We start from the raw sequence: 22,236 nt of genomic DNA, 5'->3' as shown, positions 1-22,236 counted from the left end.
TTGCAGTAGGATTGCGCCGGATTCAAAGCTGCAGGATCAACGTCTTGAGCGGCGGCTGATGGTCCAGCGAAGGGAAATCGCTGCCGGGCGTCAGTACGCTCCACTCCCGAACCGGGCGGCCAGCCTTTTGCGCGCAGCGCAGCACCTGCTCGCGCCAGTCGTCCATGGGCACCTTCGCCAGGTTGTTGCAGCAGATCAGCACGCCGTCGTCGGCGGTGGTCAGCAGCGCCGGTTTGAGCAGGCTCTGGTAGTCGCGCAGCAGGTCGACGGTGCCGAACGCGCTCTTGGCCCAGGCCGGCGGGTCGAGCAGCACCAGATCGTACTGGCGCGGTTCCAGGCGCACATAACTGGGCAGCTTCTGCCCGCGCCGCTGGCTGATGGGCAGGCCGGCCAACTGACGGATCGCCGGGAAGTAATCCGATTGCACGAACGTCATGGCCGGCAAGGTCGGGTTGAGCGAGCCATTCTCACGGCCGACCGCCAGGTTGCCTTCGGCGAAGTCGAGGTTGCAGACCTCCCGCGCCCCACCGGCCGCCGCGCTCAGGCCGACGCCACAGGTGTAGGCGAACAGGTTCAGCACGCTCTTGCCGCGGCTGTGGGCCTTGACCCAACCCCGAGCGTTGCGCAGGTCGAGGAACAGCAGCGGATCCTGCCCAGCATGGCGCCCGCGTACGCGGTAGTTCAGGCCCCACTCATGGCCGACCAGGTCTTGCAGGGCTGCTTCGTCGGCCTGGTAGACCGGGTCCTGGCGGTCAATGCGCGAGTTGCCCCCTGAGCGGTCGTTGTAGACCAGCAGGGTGTCCAGGCCCAGGTGTTCGTTGACGATGCCATGCAATTGCAGCAGCGCATCGCGCTCCAGCGTCTGATGGAAGCTCTGCACCAGCAGTTGCGGGCCGTAGCGGTCCACGGTCAGGCCGGGTGCGCCTTCCTGGCTGCCATGGAACAGGCGATAGCAGTCGGTGCCTTGCTGGTGCAACTGGCCAAGCAGATCCTGACGCTGGTCGAGGGCGGCGCGCAGCGCCTGATTCAAGGAAGACATGCCATGCGCGCCTTAGAGAAATGAGGCGCGGGAGTTTAGCAGCTATGGACAGTGTATGCGGTTCATAGCCGAGCACTGACCGTGGCGAGGGAGCTTGCTCCCGCTGGGGCGCGAAGCGGCCCTGTTTTTTTGGGGCTGCTACGCAACCCAGCGGGAGCAAGCTCCCTCGCCACAGGGATTGCGGTGATATCAGCGATTCAGGCGCTTGTCGATCAGCCCTTCCACCACGCTCGGGTCGGCCAGGGTCGAGGTGTCGCCCAGGCTATCCAGCTCGTTGCAGGCGATCTTGCGCAGGATACGGCGCATGATTTTGCCCGAGCGGGTCTTGGGCAGCGCCGGCGCCCACTGGATCAGTTCCGGCTTGGCGAAGCTACCGATTTCCTTGCTGACATGGGCCAGCAGCTCCTGGTGCAACGCTTCGTTGGCCTCGACGCCGTTCATGGGGGTGACGAAGGCATAGATGCCCTGGCCCTTGAGGTCATGGGGATAGCCGACCACCGCCGCTTCGGCAATGCTGTCGTGCAGCACCAAGGCGCTTTCCACTTCGGCGGTGCCGATGCGGTGGCCGGAGACGTTGATCACGTCGTCGATGCGCCCGGTGATCCAGTAATCGCCATCTTCATCGCGACGGGCCCCATCCCCGGTGAAGTAATAGCCGGGGTAAGGCTTGAAGTAGGTGTCGACCATGCGCTGATGGTCACCGTAGACGCTGCGGATCTGCCCGGGCCAACTGGATTTGATGGCCAGCACGCCGCTGCCGGCGCCGCTGATCTCCTTGCCCACTTCGTCCAGCAGCACCGGCTGTACGCCGAACATCGGCCGGGTGGCGCAGCCCGGCTTGAGCCGTGGGGCGCTGACCAGCGGGCTGAGCATGATGCCGCCGGTCTCGGTCTGCCACCAGGTATCGACAATCGGGCAGCGCTGTTCGCCGACCGCATTGAAATACCACTCCCACGCTTCGGGGTTGATCGGCTCACCAACACTGCCGAGCAATCGCAGGCTCTGGCGAGAAGTGTCCTGCAGGGGACCGGGGCCTTCGCGCATCAGCGCTCGCAGGGCCGTCGGCGCGGTGTAGAAAATGTTGACCTGGTGCTTGTCGATCACCTGCCAGAAGCGTGAGCTACTGGGGTGGCTCGGTACGCCCTCGAAGATCAGCGTGGTGGCGCCGTTGGCCAGCGGCCCGTAGACGATGTAGCTGTGGCCGGTGACCCAGCCGACATCGGCGGTGCACCAGAAGACTTCGTTGTCGCGGTAGTCCAGCACGTACTTGAACGTCATCGCCGCTTGCAGCAGGTAGCCGCCGGTGGTGTGCAGGACACCCTTGGGTTTGCCGGTGCTGCCGGAGGTGTAGAGGATGAACAGCGGGTCCTCGGCGTCCATCGGCTCGGCCGGGCAGTCGTCGCTCGCCTCGTGCATGGCCTGGTGGTACCACAGGTCGCGACCTTCGACCCAGTTCACCTCGCCCTGGGTGCGCTCGACCACCACCACGGTGCTGACATTCGGGCAGCTTTCCAGGGCCTTGTCGACGTTGCGCTTGAGCGGTATGAAACGCCCGCCGCGCACGCCTTCGTCCGCGGTGATCACGGTGCGGCAATCGGCGTCGAGAATCCGGTCGCGCAGCGAGTCCGGCGAGAAGCCGCCGAACACCACCGAGTGCACCGCACCGATGCGGGTGCAGGCGAGCATGGCGTAGGCCGCCTCTGGAATCATCGGCATGTAGATGCAGACCCGATCGCCTTTTTTCACTCCACGACTTCTCAGCACGTTGGCCAGGCGGCAGACATGGTGATGAAGTTTTTTGTAGGTGATTTGCGCCGATTCGGCGGGGTTGTCGCCTTCCCAGATGATCGCGACCTGGTCGCCACGGGTGTCCAGGTGACGGTCGATGCAGTTGGCGCTGACGTTCAACTTGCCGCCGGCGAACCAGGTTGCGTCGCCGTTCTTGAGGTCATAGCGCTGGACGGTTTGCCAGGGTGCCATCCAGTCGAGAAAGCGCGTGGCCTGCCCGGCCCAGAAGGCGCTGGGGTGTTCGATGGATTCCTTGTAGAGCCGCTGGTACTCGTCCTGACTCAACTGCGCAGCCCGGCGGACGGTGTCGGCTTGGGGGTACTGGCTGATCTCGAACATGACGGATCCTTATTCTTGTTTTAGCGACAAGCCTAAAGATGCGCCCAGCGAATATCGAGTTCAAGCTGTACATGAAGTCCTTGTGGGAGCGGGCTTGCTCGCGAAGGCGGGGTGTCAGGCACATGAATGGCCACTGACACATCGCCTTCGCGAGCAAGCTCGCTCCCACAGGGGCATGCAAACCTCGGGGGTCAGCCGCGATGGCGTCCGCGGAAGTAGTTGATCAGGCCTTGGGTCGAAGCGTCTTCCGCCGGGCTTTCTTCGCTGCCCACCAGACGGTTGTACACGCCTTTGCCCAATTCCTTGCCCAGCTCCACGCCCCATTGGTCGAAGGCGTTGATGCCCCAGACCACGCTTTGTACGAACACCTTGTGTTCATACAACGCCACCAGCGCACCCAGGCGCCGCGGGCTGATGCGTTCGACCACCAGGGTGTTGCTCGGACGGTTGCCCGGGATCACCTTGTGGGAAGCCAGTTTCTGTACCTCTTCTTCGCTCGCGCCCTTGTCCCGCAGCTCGGCTTCGGCTTCGGCGCGGGTCTTGCCCAGCATCAGTGCCTGGCTCTGGGACAGGCAGTTGGCGTACAGCCACTGGTGATGGTCGGCGACCGGGTTGAAGCTGACGATCGGCACGATGAAGTCGGCCGGAATCAGTTGCGTGCCCTGGTGCAACAACTGGTGATAGGCATGCTGGCCGTTACAGCCGACGCCCCCCCAGATCACCGGCCCGGTGTCGGTGGACACGGGGGTGCCGTCCTGGCGCACGCTCTTGCCGTTGGACTCCATGTCCAGCTGTTGCAAGTGCTTGGTGATGTTACGCAGGTAGTGGTCGTACGGCAGGATCGCATGGCTCTGCGCGCCCCAGAAGTTGCCGTACCACACGCCCAGCAGGGCCAGCAGCACCGGCATGTTCTGTTCGAACGGTGCGCTCTGGAAATGCTGGTCCATGGAATAGGCCCCGGAGAGCAATTCCTTGAAGTTGGACATGCCGATGGCCAGGGCGATCGGCAGGCCGATGGCCGACCACAGCGAGTAGCGCCCGCCGACCCAGTCCCACATCGGGAAGATGTTTTCTTCACGGATACCAAAGGCCACGGCAGCGGCGTTGTTGCTCGACACCGCGATGAAGTGACGATACAGCTCGGCCTCGGAACCGCCCTGGGCGAGGTACCAGGAACGAGCGGCCTGGGCGTTCTTCAAGGTTTCGAGGGTGTTGAAGGATTTCGACGAGACGATGAACAGCGTGGTCTCGGCGCGCAGCTTCATGGTCAGTTCGTGGAATTCGCTGCCGTCGATGTTTGCCAGGTAGTGGCAACGTACGCCTTTGTGCGTGTAGGACAACAGGGCTTCGGACACCAGTTGCGGGCCGAGGAACGAGCCACCGATGCCGATGTTCACCACGTCGGTGATCGGCTTCTCGGTGTAGCCACGCCACAGGCCGTCGTGAATGCGGCCCACCAGGTCGGTGATCTGGTTCAGCACCTTGTGGACTTCCGGCATCACGTTGACGCCGTTGACCGACAGCTTGTCGCCCACTGGACGGCGCAGCGCGGTGTGCAGGGCCGGACGGCCTTCGGACGAGTTGACGATTTCGCCTTCGAACAATGCCTTGATCGCGCCCTGGAGGTCGACTTCGTTGGCCAGGCTGACCAGCAGGTCGCGGGTCTGGGCGTTGATCAGGTTTTTCGAGTAGTCGAGAAACAGGCCGCAGCTCGACAGGGTGAATTGGTTGAAACGCTGCGGGTCGGCATTGAACGCTTCGCGCATGCTGAAATCCTGCATGGCTTTGCGGTGGTCATTCAGCGCTTGCCAGGCGGGCAGAGCGGTCACGTCATGAGGGGTTCGGTAGTACGCCATCGCTGCGGGTTTCCTTTTTACTTGAACGACCTTTTGTACACTAAAAATGCCGGCGCGGCATGGGACGGGCGTCCGGACACTGCATCGGGACGATCGCCGGACGCAGGGCGACTACAGTAAACCTCGCGTTGCGATCTGTCTCGGCTTTGTCAGACCACAAGGCGGTACTTTTTTATACATCGGGGCTGGGGAGGTGGCGACGAGCGGGTGCGGTGCCACGATCTTGTGTGAGAGCGAGCCTGGCGCGCGAAGGGGGTGGCTCAGTCAGCATTGAAGCTGACGGATCCAGCGCTTTCGCGGGTAGGCTCGTTCCCACGGCAGGGTAGGGTCAGAGAGGCGCGTCGAGGTCCAGGTGCAGGTTGTCGATCAACCGGGTGGTCCCCAGGAAGGCGGCCACCAGAATCACCAGGTCGCGGTCTTCCTGGGTGGCTGGGCGCAAGGTTCGGGCGTGGCGGATTTCCAGGTAGTCGGGGCGCAGGCCTGCCGCTTGGAGTTGCTGGATCTGCCCGGCGACCAACGCCGGGTAATCGCGCTGTCCCTGCCGGATGGCCTCGGCTATCTGGCTCAGGCCACGATAAACCACAGGGGCGACGGCGCGTTGCTCGGCGCTGAGGAAGCCATTGCGCGACGACAGCGCCAGGCCGTCGTCGGCACGCACGGTTGGTTCGCCGATGATCTGGATCGGCATGTTCAAGTCATGGACCAGCGCGCGGATCACCGCCAGTTGCTGGAAGTCTTTCTGGCCAAACACCGCGATGTCTGGCTGGACCATGTTGAACAGCTTGCTGACCACCGTCGCCACACCCTCGAAGTGCCCGGGGCGGCTGGCGCCACACAGGCCTTCGGATAACTGCGGGACACTGATCCGGGTCTGCCCGACCATGCCGTCGGGGTACATCTCCTCGACGCTGGGGGCGAACAGCAGGTGGCAGCCGGCCTGGAGCAGTTTCTCCTGGTCGGCCGCCAGGGTGCGGGGGTACTTGTCCAGGTCTTCGCCGGCGCCGAATTGCAGCGGGTTGACGAAAATGCTCGTCACGACGAAGTCGGCCCGTTGCCCGGCCTTGGTCACCAGCGCCACGTGGCCGCTGTGCAGGTTGCCCATGGTCGGCACGAAGGCGATGCGTTTGCCTTCGCTGCGGGCGCGAGCCACGGCGGCGCGCAGTTCGCGTACGGTTTTGACGGTGTTCATGCAGAGAATCCGTGTTCGACGCCTGGGAAGGTCGCGGCCTTCACTTCGGCTACGTAGGCGCCCAGGGCGGCCTGGATGCTGGTTTGCCCGGCCATGAAGTTCTTCACGAACTTGGGCGAGCGCCCGGTGAGCGACAAGCCGAGCATGTCGTGCAGCACCAGCACCTGGCCGTCGGTGGCGTTACCGGCGCCGATCCCGATCACCGGGATCTTCACCGCCTGGGTGATTTCTTCCGCCAGTTCGCTGGGCACACACTCGAGCAGCAGCATCGCCGCGCCGGCCTGTTCCAGGGCAATGGCATCGGCGCGCATCTGGCGTGCCTGGTTTTCATTGCGCCCCTGGACCTTGTAGCCGCCCAGGATGTTCACCGCCTGCGGCGTCAGGCCCAGGTGCGCGCACACCGGGATGCCACGTTCGGCCAGCAGCCGGATCGAGTCCGCCAACCACAAGGCCCCTTCGACCTTGACCATGTGCGCGCCGGCCTGCATCAGCAGGGCGCTGTTGGTCATGGTTTGTTCGAGGGTGGCGTAGGCCATGAACGGCAGGTCGGCGAGGATCAGTGCATCGGTGTTACCGCGTTTGACGGCGGCCACGTGATAAGCCATGTCGGCGGTGGTCACCGGCAGCGTGCTGTCGTGGCCTTGCAGCACCATGCCGAGGGAATCGCCCACCAGCAACACTTCGACACCCGCCTCGTTGCAGGCGTGGGCGAACGTTGCGTCATAGCAGGTCAGCATGGTGATTTTTTCACCTTTCTGCTTGAGACCTTGCAGCGTGGTCAGGGTAATAGCTGGCATGAAAAAGTCCTCTTCAGGCGCTCGTGAACTACTGCGAGTAACGCGCATGATTCGTCATTTACACAGGCGCACCCTCTTATGCGTGGTGCTTGTAAGGCCTGGATTGCGCCCTTAAACGCCGCGTTGGCGGCTATGGGACGCCTATAGTCGTGAGGAGGACCCGGGAAGTCAATTGGATGTGTTACCGGCGGGTGTTACCGAGGTTACTGATGCGTTTCAGCGAGGAGGGGCGTTTCTGATGTGACTGTCCGGTCCCCACGCCTGAGGTGTAGCCGACAGCAATGATCCTGAGTTGCGGGCGCGAGCAAGCTCGCTCCCACAAGGGGTTACACAGGCTTTAGGCGTTCCAGGCCTTCGAACGGGCAGGCGGCAAGCAGGTCCTGGAGCAGGCGTCCATCGGCCAGGCGCAGCTCGGCGGGCGCCAGTTCCGCCAGCGGATACAGGACAAACGCCCGGGCCTGCATGTGGTAATGCGGGACTTTGAGGCGGGGTTCGTCGATCAGGCGGTCGCCGAACAGCAGGATGTCCAGGTCCAGGGTGCGCGGGCCCCAGCGTTCCAGGCGCTCGCGACCTTGGCCGGTTTCGATGGCCTGCAGGGCGTCGAGCAGGTCCAGCGGTGCCAGGCGACTGTCCAGCGCCGCCACCGCATTGGTGTAGCGCGGCTGCCCAGGCAACAGCGAGTCGCTTTGATAGAACGACGAGACGCCTGCTAGTTCGGTATCGGGCAGTTGCGCCAGGGCCTGGAGGGCACTGCGCAGTTGCTCGGCAGGTTCGGCCAGGTTGCTGCCCATGCCGATGTAGACGCGTTCCACCGATTACTCGCCCGACTCGCTCGAAGCACCGGCGCGCTTGCGCTTGGTACCACCCCCGCTGCGACGCCGCTTGCGCGGGCCGCTGCCGGCTTCATCCTTGCCGCTGAGTTCGCGGATCATCTCGCGGCGTTCGCTGTCGTTGGCATCCTGGTAATCGGTCCACCATTCGCCGAGGCCATCGGTCTGCTCGCCAGCGCTTTCGCGCAGCAACAAGAAGTCGTAGCCGGCGCGGAACCGCGGGTTGTCCAGCAGCAGGTCGGCGCGTTTGCCGCTGCGCCGTGGCAGGCGCTCCTGCATGTCCCAGATCTCGCGGATCGGCATCGTGAAGCGTTTTGGAATCGCGATGCGTTGGCACTGTTCGGCAATCAGTTCGTGGGCGGCTTCCTGCATCGCCGGAATCGGCGGCATGCCACGGTCTTGCAGGCGCAATACCCGTGCTGGCAAGGCTGGCCAGAGCAGGGCGGCGAACAGGAACGCCGGGGTCACCGGTTTGTTCTGCTTGATGCGCAGGTCGGTGTTGATCAGGGCTTCGCTGATCAAGGTGTGGGTGTAGGTCGGGTTGTGCTCCAGCGCTTCGGCACTGGCGGGGAACAGCGGGTCGAACAGCTGCAGGTCCACCAGCATCTCGAAGGTGTCCGCGGCGTTGCCCGACAGGAACAGCTTGAGCACTTCCTCGAACAACCGCGCCGAAGGGATCTCCCGCAGCATCGGCGCCAGGTCGCGAATCGGCGCGGCGCTGTGTTTTTCGATGCCGAAGTTCAGCTTGGCGGCGAAACGCACGGCCCGCAACATGCGTACCGGGTCTTCCTGGTAACGCTGCCTGGGGTCGCCGATCAACCGGATCAGATGGTTGCGGATGTCGTGCACGCCATTGGCGTAGTCGAGAATGCGCTCGCTGACCGGGTCATAGTAGAGGGCGTTGATGGTGAAGTCGCGGCGTTGCGCGTCTTCTTCCAGGGTGCCGTAGACGTTGTCGCGCAGGATGCGCCCGCTCTCGTTGCGAGAAGACTGGTTGCTGTCTTCTTCTTCGTCGTTTTGCGGGTGGTTGGCGCGGAACGTCGCCACTTCAATGATTTCGCGCCCGAAATGGATATGGACCAGCTTGAAGCGCCGGCCAATGATCCGTGCGTTGCGGAATTCGGCCCGGACCTGCTCCGGCGTGGCGCTGGTGGCGACGTCGAAATCCTTGGGCGTGATGTTGAGCAGCATGTCGCGCACACAGCCACCGACCAGGTAAGCCTGGTAGCCGGCGTTCTGCAAGCGTTCGACGATGTTCACCGCATAACGGCTGAACTGGGCCTTTTGCAGCGAATGCTGGCCGATGTTGAGCACTTCAGGCGTGCTGCGAATGTGTTGCGTACGACGCAAGGGAGAACGGAATGACTGGAACAGCTTCTTCAGCATGGGATGCACTGTTTGAAGGAATGTTCGGCCAAAATGAAGAATTGACCGCATGATGGGCGGGGATTCTAGCATTTAGTCGAGGGATGGTGTAGGACGCAGCAGATTTGGCTGCAAGCTTTGAACGATAAGCCCTGTAGGCTTGGGGGAGGGCGGAACGTCGGAAACCACAAGGGGAGCCTAAGCTCCCCCAGAATTAGTTTCGTGCTCTATTTTTATTATTGATTTCGGGCTTCTTGTTTTTGTTGAGTGCCCGTGCCACGAGGTTTCCCTTCGTGACGCTCCCAATCGGGAGTCAAGAGCAAACGGATTGCTTTGGTCGCTGTGTTGCAGTGATCAACCGATCCAACCAGTTCAGGCACCTGTCTTGAGACAGTTTTTATTGTTCTCGGCCTGGTTGTGGGGCAAGCCCCAAATACAACGCCTCTCCAAAAGAATCAGTTAGCTGCGCCTCTCGCCGCCTTGTTTTTATTGTGCGTGAGTCGATTCGTCTTATTTTTATTGTCTTTTGCATTGCTTGTTATTGTTCTTGTACCAAAGCTATAGCAGGGTGCGTGCCAACTTTTGCGTGGCCCAGTGAAACCGGGGGTTCTATGGTTATAGCCATTTTTCGTGGGCGAAAAAAAGCCGGGGTTTCGTTACCGTAAACCCCGGCTTCTGTTACGTGAAAAAACTGAGGTAACAGTTTTTTCACATGCACTGGTAGACAGTGATCTCTTGTGGGAGCGAGTTTCAGCTTTCGCTGGCCACGCCGGTCTTGCGCCGGGGAATGCCCAGGCGTTGGCGGCGTTCCCACAGGCATTTGCGGCTGACGCCCAGCTTGCGCGCCAGTTCGGTCTCGGTCATGTGGTCCTGGTGTTCCAGGACGAAATGCTGGAAGTAGTCTTCCAGGGACAGGTCCTCGGTAGGCTCGTGGCTGGTGTTGTTGGCGGCACCGCCGTGCTGCGGGGCCAGGCCGATGAACTCTTCGTCGTCCAGGTCGCCCAGCTCGATATCGATGCCCAGCAGGTCGGCGGAAATTTCCGGGCTCTCACTCAGGATCACCGCGCGCTCGACGGCGTTTTCCAGCTCTCGGACGTTACCCGGCCAGGCGTAATGACGAATGGCCTGTTCGGCGTCCGGGGCGAACTTGAGGTCGGTGCGATTGATGCGCGCGCTCTGGCGGGCGAGGAAGGCCTGGGCGATTTCGTTGACGTCGGCGCCACGTTCGCGAAGGGGCGGCAGTTTCAGGGCGATCACGTGCAGGCGGTAATACAGGTCTTCACGGAACTGGCCGATCTTCGCCAGGCTCTTGAGGTCTCGGTGGGTCGCCGCGATCAGGCGTACGTCGACTTTCTGTGATTGCACCGAGCCCACCCGGCGAATCTCGCCTTCCTGGAGCACCCGCAGCAAGCGCGCCTGGGCTTCCAGTGGCAGCTCGCCGATTTCATCGAGGAACAATGTGCCGCCGTCCGCCGCCTCCACCAGCCCGGCGCGGCCGGCGCTGGCACCGGTGAACGCGCCTTTCTCGTGGCCGAAGAGTTCGGATTCGATCAGGCTTTCCGGGATCGCCGCGCAGTTCACCGAGATCATCGGTGCCTTGGCCCGACGAGACAGGTTGTGCAGGGCACGGGCAACCAGTTCCTTGCCGGTGCCGGACTCGCCCTGGATCAGCACATTGGAGTCGGTCGGCGCGACTTTGCGGATTTTGCCGTACAGGTCCTGCATCGGTGGGCAGGAACCGATGATGCCGATTTCGCCATTGCTGTTGCTGGCGCCACCTTTCACGGCGGTGCTGGTCTTGCCGGCAGGTTCCGACGAATGGCTGCTCGCTACCTGTCGGTCGCGCAGGATGCGGGCCACGGCCTGGAGCATCTCGTCATGGTCGAACGGCTTGGCGATGTAGTCCACCGCGCCCATTTTCATGGAGTCCACCGCCGAGCGCAGGCTGGCGTAGCTGGTCATGATCAGAACCGGCGTGCCCTGGCCGAGCTTGATCAGCTCGGTGCCGGGAGCGCCGGGCAGGCGCAGGTCGCTGACGATCAGGTCAAACGTGGGAATGCTGAAACGTTCTTGTGCTTCCTGCACGGAACCGGCTTCGCTGACCTGGTACTGGTTGCGTTCCAGCAGGCGGCGCAAGGCGGAGCGGATAATTGTTTCGTCTTCGACGATCAAAATGTGCGGCATTGATTCGATTCTCTCGACGGTCTCAGTTCACAGCGGACGTCGCTTCGACATGACGCGGCAAGGTCACCCTGATACGGGTGCCGCGTTGGCTCTGTACATCGGCCGGGCTGTCGATGGTGATTTGTCCATAATGCTCTTCAACGATGGAATAGACCAGTGCGAGGCCCAGACCGGTGCCTTCGCCAGGATCCTTGGTGGTGAAGAAGGGTTCGAACAATCGGTCCATGATGTTCTGTGGGATACCGCTGCCCTCGTCTTCGACGATCAGGTCGATCGTGTGTTCGCTGGCTTCGCTCCTGACCCGTACGGCGCTGCCGGCCGGTGTGGCGTCGCGGGCGTTGGACAGCAGGTTGATCAGTACCTGGGCGAGTCGCTGGGGATCGCCGTCGACCCAGTGGTCCGGATCGCACAGGTTGAAGAATTGCACTTCGAAATTGCGCCGGTTAAGGGCCAGCAGACCAATGGCATCCTGGGCCACTTCGGCCAGACAGACGGCTTCGTCGTTGTGCTGGTGGCCGCCAGCATGGGCAAAGCTCATCAACGACTGGACGATGCGTGACACCCGTTTGGTCTGTTCGAGGATCTGCCCGCTGATTTCCGTCAGTTCGCTGTCGTCCTCGCGCTCTTCGCGCAGGTTTTGCGCCAGGCAGGCGATGCCGGTGATCGGGTTGCCGATCTCATGGGCCACCCCGGCTGCCAGCCGGCCGATGCTGGCCAGGCGTTCGGAGTGGACCAGCTTGTCTTCGAGCATCTGGGTGTCGGTCAGGTCTTCCACCAGCAGCACCAGGCCGCTGTTGCCGGGCGCCAGGGGTTCGTCGATCGCGGCCTTGTGCAGGTTCAGCCAGCGGGTCTGTCCGTCCAGGGCCAGGTGTTGCTTGTGCAAGTGTTCGTCCGGCAGGTCGATAAAGCCTTGCAGCAGGCCTTTCCACGGCTCGCCGAGGGTGCTCAGGCGTGAGCCGACCACCCGTTGTGCGGCGATCCCGGTCAATTCTTCCATGGCCTTGTTCCACATCAGGATCTCCTGGTCCTTGGCCAGGGAGCACACGCCCATCGGCAACTCTTGCAGGGTCTGGCGATGGTAGCGACGCAGGGCGTCCAGTTCGGCGGCCAGGCCGGTGAGGCGCGAGTGGTAGTCCTCGAGGCGGCTCTCGATGAAGTGGATGTCTTCGGTGACATAATTTTCGCCGCCGGCCTTGTAGGGCAGGAACGTCTCGACCATGTCCTGGGCCACGCTCGGGCCCATCAGGCCGGAGAGGTTGGCTTCGATCCGGTCGCGCAGGCGACGCAAGGCGTACGGGCGCCGTTCGTCAAAGGGCAGGTAGAGGTCGCGCAGGGCCTGTTCGACTTCTTTTTGCGCGGCCTTGGCGCCCAGGGGCTTGGCCAGTTGCGTGGCGAATTCCTGGGGCGAGGCGGCGTGCAGCTCGCGCCGTTGCGGGCGGCGCACGTTGTCCACGGCGCAGGCTTCGGCGGCGCTGGCCTCCTCGCTGCTGGCGTTGGTGAACAGCGAAATCAGCGTGAACATCAGCACGTTCGCCGCCAGGGAGGCGATGGCCGCCATGTGCCAACTGGTGTCGTCGAGCACGTAGATCATGTTCAGCAGCGGGATGTAGAAACCTTGCAGGTTGCCCATCAGCGGCAACAGCATGGTCACCAGCCACACCAGGATGCCCGCCAGCAGCCCGGCAATGAAACCGCGACGGTTGGCGGTCGGCCAGTACAGCACCGACAGCACTCCGGGCAGGAACTGCAAGGTGGCCACGAACGCGACGATGCCCAGGTTGGCCAGGTCCTGGCCGTCACCCAGCATCAGGTAGAACCCGTAGCCGGCCATGATGATCGCCACGATCAGCGCCCGACGCGTCCATTTCAGCCAGCGGTAGATATTGCCTTCGGCCGGTGGCTGGTAAAGCGGCAGCACCAGGTGATTGAGGGCCATCCCCGACAGTGCCAGCGTGGTGACGATGATCAGGCCGCTGGCCGCCGACAGGCCGCCGACGTAGGCCAGCAGGGCCAGGGCCTTGCTGTTGGCAGCGATGCCGATGCCGAGGGTGAAGTACTCGGGGTTGGTGCTGGCCCCCAGTTTCAGCCCGGCCCACAGGATCAAAGGCACCGCCAGGCTCATCAGCAACAGGAACAGCGGCAGACCCCAGCTCGCGCTGACCAGGGAGCGCGGATTGAGGTTTTCGGTGAAGGTCATGTGGTACATGTGCGGCATGACGATCGCCGACGCGAAGAACACCAGCAGCAGCGTACGCCACGGGCCTTCCTGCAAGGGCGTGTGCAGGGCGGCGAGGGCGGTCTGGTTCTGCAGCAGCCAGATTTCCAGTTGCTGCGGGCCGTCGAACACACCGTACAGCGCATAGAGGCCGACGCCACCGATGGCGATCAGCTTGATCACCGATTCGAACGCGATTGCGAATACCAGGCCTTCGTGCTTTTCGCGCGTGGCGATGTGACGGGAGCCGAAGAAGATCGTGAACAGGATGATCAGCCCGCAGAAGCTCAGGGCCACGCGGTGCTGTACCGGTTCGCCGGTGAGGATGCTGATGGAGTCGGCGACGGCCTGGACTTGCAGGGCCAGCAGCGGCAATACCCCGACCAGCATGAAGATCGTGGTCAGCGCGCCCGCCCAGGTGCTGCGAAAGCGGAAGGCGAACAGGTCGGCCAGCGACGACAATTGGTAGGTGCGGGTGATTTTCAGGATCGGGTAGAGCAGCACCGGCGCCAGCAGGAACGCCCCCGACACGCCGAGGTAGCTGGACAGGAAGCCATAGCCGTACTGGTAGGCCAGCCCGACTGTGCCGTAGAACGCCCAGGCGCTGGCATAGACGCCCAGCGACAACGTGTAGGTCAGCGGGTGGCGGATGATCGCCCGAGGGATCATGCCCCGTTCGCTGACCCAGGCCACGCTGAACAGCACGGCCAGGTAGGCGGCGCTGATCAGGATCATCTGGGTCAGGCTAAAGCTCATCGGCATCTTTTTGGCTCTGCAGGATGAAGGTCACGACAATCAGGATCAGCCAGAGCAGATAGGGCCGATACCAGGCACCCGTGGCGTCGATCCACCAATCCATGATGGCCGGGGAGAACAGGTAAATCCCCACTACCAGGAGCAGGACCAAGCGATAGATGTACATCCCGGCCTCTCTATGTTGATGCGCGTGCCCGAAAACGTGCGGCGATGGTAACGGATGGGCGCCAGGCTGCAAGGGCCGTCAACGGATTTGCGCTTCCGGCAGGTTCAGCGTGCGCGGGATCCTCGCGGCATCCCAGTGGCGCATGCCCCAGGCCAGCAACTCCCGCGGGCTGGCGTCGGCCAGTTCGGGCCCCGGTTGCTGGCCCAATGCGCGCAGTGCCCGCAACAGCAGCGGCGTGGCCTGGTCGGCCGCCAGCGGCGGTGAGCGGTAGGACTTGCCCAGTTTGTGCCCGTCAGGCTGGGTGATCAATGGCACGTGCAGGTAACGCGGTTGGGGCAGCCCGAGCAGTTCTTGCAGGTACAACTGGCGCGGTGTCGAGTCCAGCAGGTCGGCGCCGCGCACGATATCGGTCACGCCTTGCCAGGCGTCGTCCAGCACCACGGCCAGTTGATAGGCGTAGAGCCCGTCGCGGCGGCGGATCACGAAGTCGCCCGCCTCGCGGCCCAGGTGTTGGCGGAACGGGCCCTGGACCCGGTCGGTGAAGTGGTATTCGAGCTCCGGGACACGCACGCGGATGGCAGCGTCCTCGGTGTCGTGCCCGGCATTGCGGCAGAGCCCTGGATAAATGCCCTGGTACGCTTCCAGTTGTTTGCGCGAGCAGGTGCAGGCGTACGCCAGCCCTTGGCTGAACAGGCGATTGATCACGTGCTGGTAGGCCTCGTGGCGCTCGCTCTGGCGCACCATCTCGCCGTCCCATTCAAACCCGTAGCGTTCCAGTGCCCGCAGGATCGCCGCCTGGGCGCCGGGTTCTTCACGGGGCGGGTCGAGGTCTTCCATGCGCAGCAACCAGCGCCCGCCCACGGCCCGGGCGTCCAGGTACGAGGCCAGTGCGGCGACCAGCGAGCCAAAATGCAGGTGGCCGCTGGGGGTAGGGGCGAAGCGGCCGATGTAGGGGGAGGTGGCAGTCATGGGAAGAATGTTACTGAGGTCTTGGCGGCAGGCATACTATCCCTTGTGGGAGCGAGCTTGCTCGCGATAGCGGTGTGTCAGCTCCAGCCGTTCTGACTGGCCCAGCGCTATCGCGAGCAAGCTCGCTCCCACTAGGGGGTCAACTACAAATGGCGTGTCGGTTTCAGAAACAAAAAACGGAGCGTATGAACGCTCCGTTTTTTGTTAACAGCCCGGGCAATTACTTGCCGACCTGTTTTTCCTTGATTTCAGCCAGGGTCTTGCAGTCGATGCACAGGTCGGCGGTCGGTCGGGCTTCCAGGCGGCGAATGCCGATCTCGATGCCGCAGGACTCGCACCAACCGTATTCTTCGTCCTCGATCAGTTGCAGGGTCTTGTCGATTTTCTTGATGAGCTTGCGCTCACGGTCACGGGCGCGCAGTTCGAGGCTGAATTCTTCTTCCTGGCTGGCACGGTCGGCCGGGTCGGGGAAGTTGGCCGCTTCGTCTTTCATGTGATCCACGGTGCGATCGACTTCTTGCATCAAGTCCTGTTTCCACTTGTTCAGGATCTTGGTGAAGTGCGCGCGCATGGGGGCGCCCATGTACTCTTCGCCCGCTTGCGGGACGTACGGCTCAAACCCGCTGAGCGACTGGTTTTGATTCTGCTTTGCTTGGGTGGGCATGAATGGACCGCCTCTACTCTTGTAATCCACTACGCAGGATTGCTCCATCACCGACACCTGCCGGCCCTGCGGCTGCAAGCGGGCGAACTTACCAGATCGAACCGGGCCGCGCTACTCCCGGTTGTCGAGCCTGCGGCGGGCGGGCTTCGTAGCCCAGGGTCGGGTTCGGTTCGGTGCGGGTGTAATCCTGCTCAATGCTTGATTCTAGGCTATGTACAGCCTAGTCAAGCCTGGGCCAATCGCCGGAGTCATTTCCTGCAATCCACGGCCTCAGACCGTTGCGGGTTCGCGTGCGTTCCGCAGTTGCTTCTGACTTGAGGGGAGAGTTGGGTAGAATCGGTTCTTTTTTACCTTGAAGGAAGGCTAATGCCTCAGCCCTACAGTGCGCGCAGCCGCGCCATCGAACCTTTCCATGTGATGGCGCTGCTGGCCCGTGCCAACGAGCTGCAGGCGGCGGGGCACGACGTCATTCACCTGGAGATCGGCGAGCCGGACTTCACCACCGCCGAGCCGATCATCCAGGCCGGCCAGGCGGCGTTGGCCGCGGGCAAGACCCGCTACACCGCGGCCCGTGGGATCCCCGAGTTGCGCGAGGCCATCGCCGGTTTCTATGGCCAGCGCTATGGCGTGCAGATCGACCCGCGGCGCATCCTGGTGACGCCGGGCGGCTCGGGCGCGTTGTTGCTCGCCAGTGCCCTGCTGGTGGATCCGGGCAAGCATTGGCTGCTGGCCGACCCCGGCTATCCGTGCAACCGTCATTTCTTGCGGCTGGTGGAGGGCGCGGCGCAGCTGGTGCCGGTGGGCCCGGAGGTGCGTTATCAATTGACCCCGGACCTGGTGGATCGCTACTGGGACCAGGACAGCGTCGGCGCGTTGGTGGCATCGCCGGCCAACCCGACCGGGACGATCCTTTCCCGGGATGAACTGGCGGGCTTGTCCAAGGCCATCAAGGCGCACAACGGCCACCTGGTGGTGGACGAGATCTATCACGGCCTGACCTACGGCACCGATGCCGCCAGCGTGCTGGAAGTGGATGACGACGCCTTTGTCCTGAATAGTTTTTCCAAGTATTTTGGCATGACGGGTTGGCGGCTCGGCTGGCTGGTGGCGCCCTCGGCGGCCGTCAGCGAGCTGGAAAAGCTCGCGCAGAACCTTTACATCAGCGCCCCGAGCATGGCCCAGCACGCGGCCCTGGCTTGCTTTGAACCGGCCACCATCGAGATCTTCGAGCAACGTCGGGCCGAGTTTGCGTTACGCCGCGATTTCCTCCTGCCGGCCTTGCGGGCATTGGGCTTTGGCATTGCCGTGGAGCCGGAAGGGGCGTTCTACCTCTACGCCGATATCAGCGCCTTCGGCGGCGACGCGTTCGCGTTCTGCCAACACTTCCTGGAAACCGAACACGTGGCCTTCACCCCGGGTCTGGATTTTGGCCGCTATCAAGCCGGCCATCACGTGCGCTTCGCCTACACCCAAAGCCTGGGACGACTCCAGGAAGCGGTGGCGCGAATCGAACGTGGGCTGCGGAGCTGGCAAGGCTGATGCGTTTCTCTCCTGCGTTGGAAGAAGGTCGCCTGATTCGACGTTACAAGCGTTTTCTCGCTGATATCGAGACCGTTCAGGGCGAACTGCTCACTATTCATTGTCCGAACACCGGCTCGATGCTCAATTGCATGGCGCCTGGTGCGCGCGTTTGGTTCAGCCGCTCCAACGACCCCAAGCGCAAGTTGCCGGGCACCTGGGAACTAGGCGAGACCCCTCAGGGGCGGCTCGCCTGCATTAACACGGCGCGGGCCAACACCCTGGTCGAGGAAGCCCTGCGCGCCGGGGTCATCAGTGAACTGAACGGGTTCATCGGGCTCAAGCGCGAAGTGGCCTATGGTCAGGAAAACAGCCGTATCGATTTTCGGCTGGACTACGAGCAGGGCTCGGCCTGGGTCGAAGTCAAAAGTGTGACGTTGGGGTTCGACGACACCCCGGTGGCGGCGTTTCCCGATGCGGTGACCCAGCGTGGGGCCAAGCATCTGCGCGAGCTGGCCAGCCTGGCCCGGCAAGGTATACGGGCGGTGCAATTGTATTGCGTGAACCTGAGCGGGATCGAAGCGGTGCGTCCGGCGCACGAAATCGATCCAGCGTACGCCGCCGCGCTGCGTGAAGCGATTGCGGCGGGGGTGCAGGTGCTGGCCTACGGGGTCACGCTGACGCCTGAGCAGATGTGGGTGGACCGACCGTTGCCGGTGCTGTCGGCCCCCTTAGAGCTCGACCCAGAGACCTTGCTCGTCCTCCCGGCTGTCTAGCGCCGTCAGGAATTGGCCGGCACACGGACCGGCCACGCATTCGCCGTTCTCGATCAGGAACAAGGCGCCGTGGGTGGCGCAGTGGATCAGGCTGGCGCTGGGGTCGAGGAACTGGTCCGGTTGCCATTCCAGCGGCACGCCGCGGTGCGGGCAGCGATTGGCGTAAACGTAGGCCTGGCCTGCGCGGCGCACGGCCATCACCTTGCGTCCATCGAGGTCGAAGCCGCGGCTGCCGTTGTCGGGCAGTTCGGCGCTGTTACACAGAAACTTCATGGGTGTCTCTACACATCGGTGGGAGAGCCTCGAGGCGGGCGCGAGCCTGCGAAGGGTTCAAGCTTGACGGTCAAACGAAAGCAATCATCAAATGGCGCCTTCTCGCGGATGGTTGAGGATACTTGCCCTGGCCCGTTCATGCTCGGTCCCCTGTACAACTTCTTTGAGGAAGCCGCCTGATGCGTCTGAGTAACCGCGTGGCTGCGCTCTTCGCCAGCCCGGGCGCCGCAGTGCTCAAGCCGCGAAGCCTGTTCGTCGGCTTGGGCCTGTTGTGCCTGCTGGCCACCTGGCTGTCCCTGGCCTTGGGGTCGGTGAGCCTGCCACTGCTCGACACGGTGCGGGCGGCGTTGCGGTTGTCGGGGCTGCCGGTATCGGCCGATGGCCTGGAGCAGGCTGAGCTGATCCTCGGCCAGATTCGTTTGCCACGCACCTTGCTGGGCCTGACGGTGGGCGGGGTGTTGGCGTTGTCTGGCGTGGCGATGCAGGGGTTGTTTCGCAACCCACTGGCCGACCCGGGGCTGGTGGGGGTCTCCAGCGGTGCGGCATTGGGCGCCGCGTTCGCCATTGTCGGCGGTTCGGCGCTGGGCGGAGTCCCGCAAGCGTTCGGCCCCTATGTGCTGTCATTGTGTGCGTTCCTGGGTGGGCTCGGGGTCACGGCGCTGGTGTATCGCCTGGGGCGGCGCAACGGCCAGGCGCATGTGGCGACCATGCTGTTGGCAGGGATTGCCCTGACCGCGCTGTCGGGATCGGCCGTGGGCCTGTTCACCTACCTGGCGGACGATGCGACCCTGCGCACCCTGGCGTTCTGGAACCTGGGCAGTCTCAACGGCGCCAGCTACGCCAGGCTGTGGCCATTGCTCCTGGTCAGCACGGGCGTGGCGCTTTGGTTGCCGCGTCGGGCGCAGGCGCTCAATGCACTGTTGCTGGGAGAGTCCGAGGCCGCTCACTTGGGTGTCGACGTCGAACGGCTCAAGCGCGAACTGGTGTTCTGCACGGCCCTGGGTGTGGGCGCGGCGGTGGCGGCGGCCGGCCTGATCGGGTTCGTCGGATTGGTGGTGCCGCACCTGGTCCGATTGCTGGCGGGGCCCGACCATCGGGTGTTGCTGCCCGCCTCCGTGCTGGCGGGGGCGAGCCTGCTGCTGTTCGCCGACCTGGTGGCACGCCTGGCACTGGCTCCGGCGGAGCTGCCGATAGGGATCGTCACTGCCTTTGTCGGCGCGCCGTTCTTCCTTTATTTATTGCTGCGAGGGCGCGCCTGATGTTGCGAGCGCAGAACCTGCAGGTCCAGCGTGGCAAGCACACCGTGTTGACGGACATCGACCTGCGCCTGAACCCCGGCGAAGTGCTCGGTGTGCTCGGGCCCAACGGTGCCGGTAAAAGTAGCTTGCTGGCCGGCTTGTGTGGCGAGTTGCGCCCGACCCAGGGACAGGTCTGGCTGGATGAGCGACCGCTGGCCCAATGGGAGGGCCCCGAGCGCGCGCGGCGCCTGGCGGTCTTGCCCCAATCCTCGACCCTGGATTTTGCCTTCCGGGTCGAGGAGGTGGTCGGCCTGGGTCGCCTGCCGCATCAAACGGGGCGCGTGCGGGACGGGCAGGTCGTCGCTGCGGCGCTGCAAGCGGCCGACGCCACGCACTTGCACGGGCGCAGTTACCTGGCGTTGTCCGGCGGCGAGCGCCAGCGCGTGCACCTGGCACGGGTACTGGCGCAGTTGTGGCCGGGTGAGGCGGGGCAGGCCCTGCTGCTGGACGAACCAACGTCCATGCTCGATCCGCTGCATCAGCACACCCTCCTGCAAGCGGTCCGCGAGTTTGCCGATCGCGGCGCCGCCGTATTGGTGATCCTGCATGACCTGAACCTGGCGGCGCGCTACTGTGATCGCCTGTTGCTGCTTGCGTCGGGGCGGTCGATTGCCATGGGCACGCCCCAGGAGGTACTGCGCCCGGATTCGCTCAAGGCCGTGTTTGGCCTGGAAGTGCTGGTGCAACCCCATCCGGAGCGCGGGCACCCGTTGATCATCGCCCGTTGAGGGCCTGTCGAGGATATGGACATGCGCCTGATTCTGCTGCTTGCACTGAGCATCCTGGCGGCCTGCCAGAGTGTCGCACCGCCCCCGGTCAGCGGGCGAATCGTGGATTTGCACAACGGCCAGGCCGTGACGGCCCAGGTGCTGGTCGAGCGCCTGGCGGTGGCGCCGCGGGTGGTGGTGGGCGAGCAGCACGACAACCGCGACCATCACACGGTGCAGCGCTGGTTGCTGCAGGCTTTGGGCGCAGAGCGGGCCCAAGGCAGTCTGTTGCTGGAAATGCTGACCCCGTCGCAGCAGCCACGGGTGGATGCGCTCCGCCAACGATCCACAATGCCCAACGACCTGCCCGCCGCCCTGGCTTGGTCGCCGGGTTGGGATTGGAGCCTGTATGGGCCCGTCGTCGAGTTTGCCCTGGCACAGCGCTACCCGTTGCTGGCCGCCAATCTGGATGCCACCGAAATCCAGCGATTCTATCGGCAGCCGCCGGCCTTGCAGGGCGATCGCAGTAATGCGGTTGCCGTGAAAGACGTGTTATTGGGGCAGATCCGCGAGTCCCATTGCGGCCTGCTGCCGGAATCGCAAATGCCGGCGATGCTGGCGGTGCAGCAACAGCGTGACCGGCGCATGGCCGAACGCCTGCTGCAAGCGCCGACGCCCGCATTGTTGTTGGCGGGTGCCTGGCACGGGCGAAAGGACATCGGCGTACCGTTGCACATGCTGGACCTGGGCGCCGATGAAGCGCCGATCGTTCTGATGCTGGCCGAGGAGGGCAGCGACGTGACCCCGGCCATGGCCGATTACGTGTGGTACACCTCGGCCACTGCGCCACAGGATTACTGTGCGCAGATGCGTGAACAGTCCGGAAGGTGATTTTGCGGGCAAAAAAAGACCCGGCAAAAGCCGGGTCAAATAACCGTGATTAGCCTGATGAGGAGATATCTGAGAGTCCGAACCAAGGGCTGTTCAAATATCGACCAGTCTCGCGACCGGATGTGGTAATCATAGCGATTCTCATTACCATGTCAAACATTGTTTCGTGATTCGCTGAAATTACCCTGCAATGAGGTGCGAAGAGGCCGTCAGGACTTGTGCCGTGTCGTCATGGCGTCCAGCTGTTTATTGAGGGCTTCCTTGCGTTCGGCGGGAACGTCATTCCAGTGCACGTCCAACAGTGCGCCCTCGATCGCATACAGCAATACCTTGGAGGCCCGGAAACCGCGGGTGCGCACGGCCCGATAAGCATCTACCGCACCGAGCCGGCGCAGATCCGAGGCACTGTGGATACCCACGGCGTGCAGCCACTGGGCTGATGTCTTGCCCAGATTCTTCAGGTGTTGCAGTTCATCATTCATCGAGCCTCCTTGCGACGGCCGATCGGTGCGGTGGGCAAGCTTTTGAGCAGTGTAGCGGTCAGTAGGAAAAGCGTGATTCTTTGGTGGGATTAGTTGCGAAAGCTTCTAAGGCATTACGCACGATCGAGGCGGCA

19 protein-coding genes are annotated in these 22,236 nt (G+C 63.4%); 5 read left to right on the top strand and 14 right to left on the bottom strand.

Annotated elements, in window-relative coordinates:
* Positions 1 to 22 precede the first annotated feature (22 nt).
* The 12 genes from AD664_RS01565 to dksA all read right to left on the bottom strand — a co-directional run bounded on the left by AD664_RS01565 (position 23) and on the right by dksA (position 16,157).
* Positions 23 to 1,039 (bottom strand): class I SAM-dependent rRNA methyltransferase, encoded by a 1,017-nt coding sequence (locus tag AD664_RS01565; RefSeq protein ID WP_053143976.1) that lies wholly within the window; start codon positions 1,037 to 1,039, stop codon positions 23 to 25.
* A gap of 189 nt (positions 1,040 to 1,228) precedes the next feature.
* Entirely contained in the window at positions 1,229 to 3,166 is a 1,938-nt protein-coding gene (gene acs, locus AD664_RS01560; RefSeq protein ID WP_053143974.1) for an acetate--CoA ligase, read from the bottom strand.
* Between the two features lie 191 nt (positions 3,167 to 3,357).
* Positions 3,358 to 5,022 carry a glucose-6-phosphate isomerase gene (gene pgi, locus AD664_RS01555; RefSeq protein ID WP_042728797.1) on the bottom strand — a complete coding sequence of 555 codons (1,665 nt, stop codon included), beginning with the start codon at positions 5,020 to 5,022 and terminating at the stop codon, positions 3,358 to 3,360.
* A gap of 328 nt (positions 5,023 to 5,350) precedes the next feature.
* A complete protein-coding gene (gene panC, locus AD664_RS01550) occupies positions 5,351 to 6,211 on the bottom strand; it encodes a pantoate--beta-alanine ligase (RefSeq protein ID WP_053143972.1) in 861 nt (286 codons plus the stop codon).
* The gene (gene panB, locus AD664_RS01545; RefSeq protein WP_053143970.1) at positions 6,208 to 7,008 is read right to left on the bottom strand and encodes a 3-methyl-2-oxobutanoate hydroxymethyltransferase; all 801 of its coding nucleotides are present in this window, start codon (positions 7,006 to 7,008) and stop codon (positions 6,208 to 6,210) included. Before panB ends, panC begins: the two co-directional genes overlap by 4 nt.
* 326 nt (positions 7,009 to 7,334) lie before the next feature.
* Complete coding sequence (gene folK / locus AD664_RS01540; protein ID WP_053143968.1) at positions 7,335 to 7,820, bottom strand: 2-amino-4-hydroxy-6-hydroxymethyldihydropteridine diphosphokinase; 486 nt, start codon at positions 7,818 to 7,820, stop codon at positions 7,335 to 7,337.
* A 3-nt stretch (positions 7,821 to 7,823) separates the two neighbouring features.
* The gene (locus AD664_RS01535; protein WP_053143966.1) at positions 7,824 to 9,224 is read right to left on the bottom strand and encodes a polynucleotide adenylyltransferase PcnB; all 1,401 of its coding nucleotides are present in this window, start codon (positions 9,222 to 9,224) and stop codon (positions 7,824 to 7,826) included.
* Between the two features lie 729 nt (positions 9,225 to 9,953).
* Complete coding sequence (locus AD664_RS01530; RefSeq protein ID WP_053143964.1) at positions 9,954 to 11,387, bottom strand: sigma-54 dependent transcriptional regulator; 1,434 nt, start codon at positions 11,385 to 11,387, stop codon at positions 9,954 to 9,956.
* A gap of 22 nt (positions 11,388 to 11,409) precedes the next feature.
* On the bottom strand, positions 11,410 to 14,364 hold the full coding sequence (locus AD664_RS01525) for a sensor histidine kinase (protein WP_172679682.1): 2,955 nt from the start codon (positions 14,362 to 14,364) through the stop codon (positions 11,410 to 11,412).
* Positions 14,348 to 14,524 (bottom strand): hypothetical protein, encoded by a 177-nt coding sequence (locus AD664_RS27445; protein ID WP_003176118.1) that lies wholly within the window; start codon positions 14,522 to 14,524, stop codon positions 14,348 to 14,350. The genes AD664_RS01525 and AD664_RS27445 overlap by 17 nt, the downstream gene beginning before the upstream one ends.
* 78 nt (positions 14,525 to 14,602) lie before the next feature.
* On the bottom strand, positions 14,603 to 15,493 hold the full coding sequence (gluQRS, locus tag AD664_RS01515) for a tRNA glutamyl-Q(34) synthetase GluQRS (RefSeq protein WP_053143961.1): 891 nt from the start codon (positions 15,491 to 15,493) through the stop codon (positions 14,603 to 14,605).
* Positions 15,494 to 15,713: 220 nt separating this feature from the next.
* Positions 15,714 to 16,157 carry an RNA polymerase-binding protein DksA gene (gene dksA / locus AD664_RS01510; protein ID WP_003205639.1) on the bottom strand — a complete coding sequence of 148 codons (444 nt, stop codon included), beginning with the start codon at positions 16,155 to 16,157 and terminating at the stop codon, positions 15,714 to 15,716.
* A 366-nt stretch (positions 16,158 to 16,523) separates the two neighbouring features.
* On the opposite strand from dksA, the gene AD664_RS01505 reads away from it, so the two are divergent.
* Both AD664_RS01505 and sfsA read left to right on the top strand, forming a co-directional pair.
* Positions 16,524 to 17,696, top strand: a complete 1,173-nt coding sequence (locus AD664_RS01505; RefSeq protein ID WP_042728789.1) for a pyridoxal phosphate-dependent aminotransferase — start codon at positions 16,524 to 16,526, stop codon at positions 17,694 to 17,696.
* Complete coding sequence (gene sfsA / locus AD664_RS01500; RefSeq protein ID WP_042728788.1) at positions 17,696 to 18,451, top strand: DNA/RNA nuclease SfsA; 756 nt, start codon at positions 17,696 to 17,698, stop codon at positions 18,449 to 18,451. Before AD664_RS01505 ends, sfsA begins: the two co-directional genes overlap by 1 nt.
* On the opposite strand, the gene AD664_RS01495 is transcribed toward sfsA, so the two are convergent.
* On the bottom strand, positions 18,407 to 18,724 hold the full coding sequence (locus AD664_RS01495) for a Rieske (2Fe-2S) protein (protein WP_053143959.1): 318 nt from the start codon (positions 18,722 to 18,724) through the stop codon (positions 18,407 to 18,409). The genes sfsA and AD664_RS01495 overlap by 45 nt on opposite strands.
* A 275-nt stretch (positions 18,725 to 18,999) precedes the next feature.
* Here AD664_RS01495 and AD664_RS01490 point away from each other — a divergent pair, with 275 nt between their 5' ends.
* Genes AD664_RS01490 through AD664_RS01480 form a run of 3 tightly spaced genes read left to right on the top strand, consistent with a single transcriptional unit; the run spans position 19,000 to position 21,620 of the window.
* A complete protein-coding gene (locus AD664_RS01490) occupies positions 19,000 to 19,983 on the top strand; it encodes an iron ABC transporter permease (protein WP_172679686.1) in 984 nt (327 codons plus the stop codon).
* Positions 19,983 to 20,750 (top strand): heme ABC transporter ATP-binding protein, encoded by a 768-nt coding sequence (locus tag AD664_RS01485; RefSeq protein ID WP_053143955.1) that lies wholly within the window; start codon positions 19,983 to 19,985, stop codon positions 20,748 to 20,750. The genes AD664_RS01490 and AD664_RS01485 overlap by 1 nt, the downstream gene beginning before the upstream one ends.
* A 21-nt stretch (positions 20,751 to 20,771) precedes the next feature.
* Positions 20,772 to 21,620, top strand: coding sequence for a ChaN family lipoprotein (locus AD664_RS01480; RefSeq protein WP_172679681.1), 849 nt, complete (start codon positions 20,772 to 20,774; stop codon positions 21,618 to 21,620).
* Between the two features lie 209 nt (positions 21,621 to 21,829).
* Here the strand turns inward: AD664_RS01480 and AD664_RS01475 are convergent, their stop codons facing one another.
* The gene (locus AD664_RS01475; protein WP_042728783.1) at positions 21,830 to 22,102 is read right to left on the bottom strand and encodes a TfoX/Sxy family protein; all 273 of its coding nucleotides are present in this window, start codon (positions 22,100 to 22,102) and stop codon (positions 21,830 to 21,832) included.
* Positions 22,103 to 22,236 lie beyond the last annotated feature (134 nt).

Origin of the sequence: Pseudomonas sp. P97.38, assembly GCF_001269745.1 — a bacterium.
Classification (GTDB): Bacteria; Pseudomonadota; Gammaproteobacteria; order Pseudomonadales; family Pseudomonadaceae; genus Aquipseudomonas; species Aquipseudomonas chlororaphis_E.
This window is presented reverse-complemented; position numbering and strand designations above follow the sequence as displayed.

What these genes read in the sequence shown, in the direction of transcription:
- AD664_RS01565 (WP_053143976.1), bottom strand. Translation starts at nt 1,039, where the DNA reads ATGTCTTCCTTGAATCAGGCGCTGCGCGCCGCCCTCGACCAGCGTCAG.
- acs (WP_053143974.1), bottom strand. Translation starts at nt 3,166, where the DNA reads ATGTTCGAGATCAGCCAGTACCCCCAAGCCGACACCGTCCGCCGGGCT.
- pgi (WP_042728797.1), bottom strand. Translation starts at nt 5,022, where the DNA reads ATGGCGTACTACCGAACCCCTCATGACGTGACCGCTCTGCCCGCCTGG.
- panC (WP_053143972.1), bottom strand. Translation starts at nt 6,211, where the DNA reads ATGAACACCGTCAAAACCGTACGCGAACTGCGCGCCGCCGTGGCTCGC.
- panB (WP_053143970.1), bottom strand. Translation starts at nt 7,008, where the DNA reads ATGCCAGCTATTACCCTGACCACGCTGCAAGGTCTCAAGCAGAAAGGT.
- AD664_RS01535 (WP_053143966.1), bottom strand. Translation starts at nt 9,224, where the DNA reads ATGCTGAAGAAGCTGTTCCAGTCATTCCGTTCTCCCTTGCGTCGTACG.
- AD664_RS01530 (WP_053143964.1), bottom strand. Translation starts at nt 11,387, where the DNA reads ATGCCGCACATTTTGATCGTCGAAGACGAAACAATTATCCGCTCCGCC.
- AD664_RS01525 (WP_172679682.1), bottom strand. Translation starts at nt 14,364, where the DNA reads ATGCCGATGAGCTTTAGCCTGACCCAGATGATCCTGATCAGCGCCGCC.
- AD664_RS27445 (WP_003176118.1), bottom strand. Translation starts at nt 14,524, where the DNA reads ATGTACATCTATCGCTTGGTCCTGCTCCTGGTAGTGGGGATTTACCTG.
- gluQRS (WP_053143961.1), bottom strand. Translation starts at nt 15,493, where the DNA reads ATGACTGCCACCTCCCCCTACATCGGCCGCTTCGCCCCTACCCCCAGC.
- dksA (WP_003205639.1), bottom strand. Translation starts at nt 16,157, where the DNA reads ATGCCCACCCAAGCAAAGCAGAATCAAAACCAGTCGCTCAGCGGGTTT.
- AD664_RS01505 (WP_042728789.1), top strand. Translation starts at nt 16,524, where the DNA reads ATGCCTCAGCCCTACAGTGCGCGCAGCCGCGCCATCGAACCTTTCCAT.
- sfsA (WP_042728788.1), top strand. Translation starts at nt 17,696, where the DNA reads ATGCGTTTCTCTCCTGCGTTGGAAGAAGGTCGCCTGATTCGACGTTAC.
- AD664_RS01495 (WP_053143959.1), bottom strand. Translation starts at nt 18,724, where the DNA reads ATGAAGTTTCTGTGTAACAGCGCCGAACTGCCCGACAACGGCAGCCGC.
- AD664_RS01485 (WP_053143955.1), top strand. Translation starts at nt 19,983, where the DNA reads ATGTTGCGAGCGCAGAACCTGCAGGTCCAGCGTGGCAAGCACACCGTG.
- AD664_RS01480 (WP_172679681.1), top strand. Translation starts at nt 20,772, where the DNA reads ATGCGCCTGATTCTGCTGCTTGCACTGAGCATCCTGGCGGCCTGCCAG.
- AD664_RS01475 (WP_042728783.1), bottom strand. Translation starts at nt 22,102, where the DNA reads ATGAATGATGAACTGCAACACCTGAAGAATCTGGGCAAGACATCAGCC.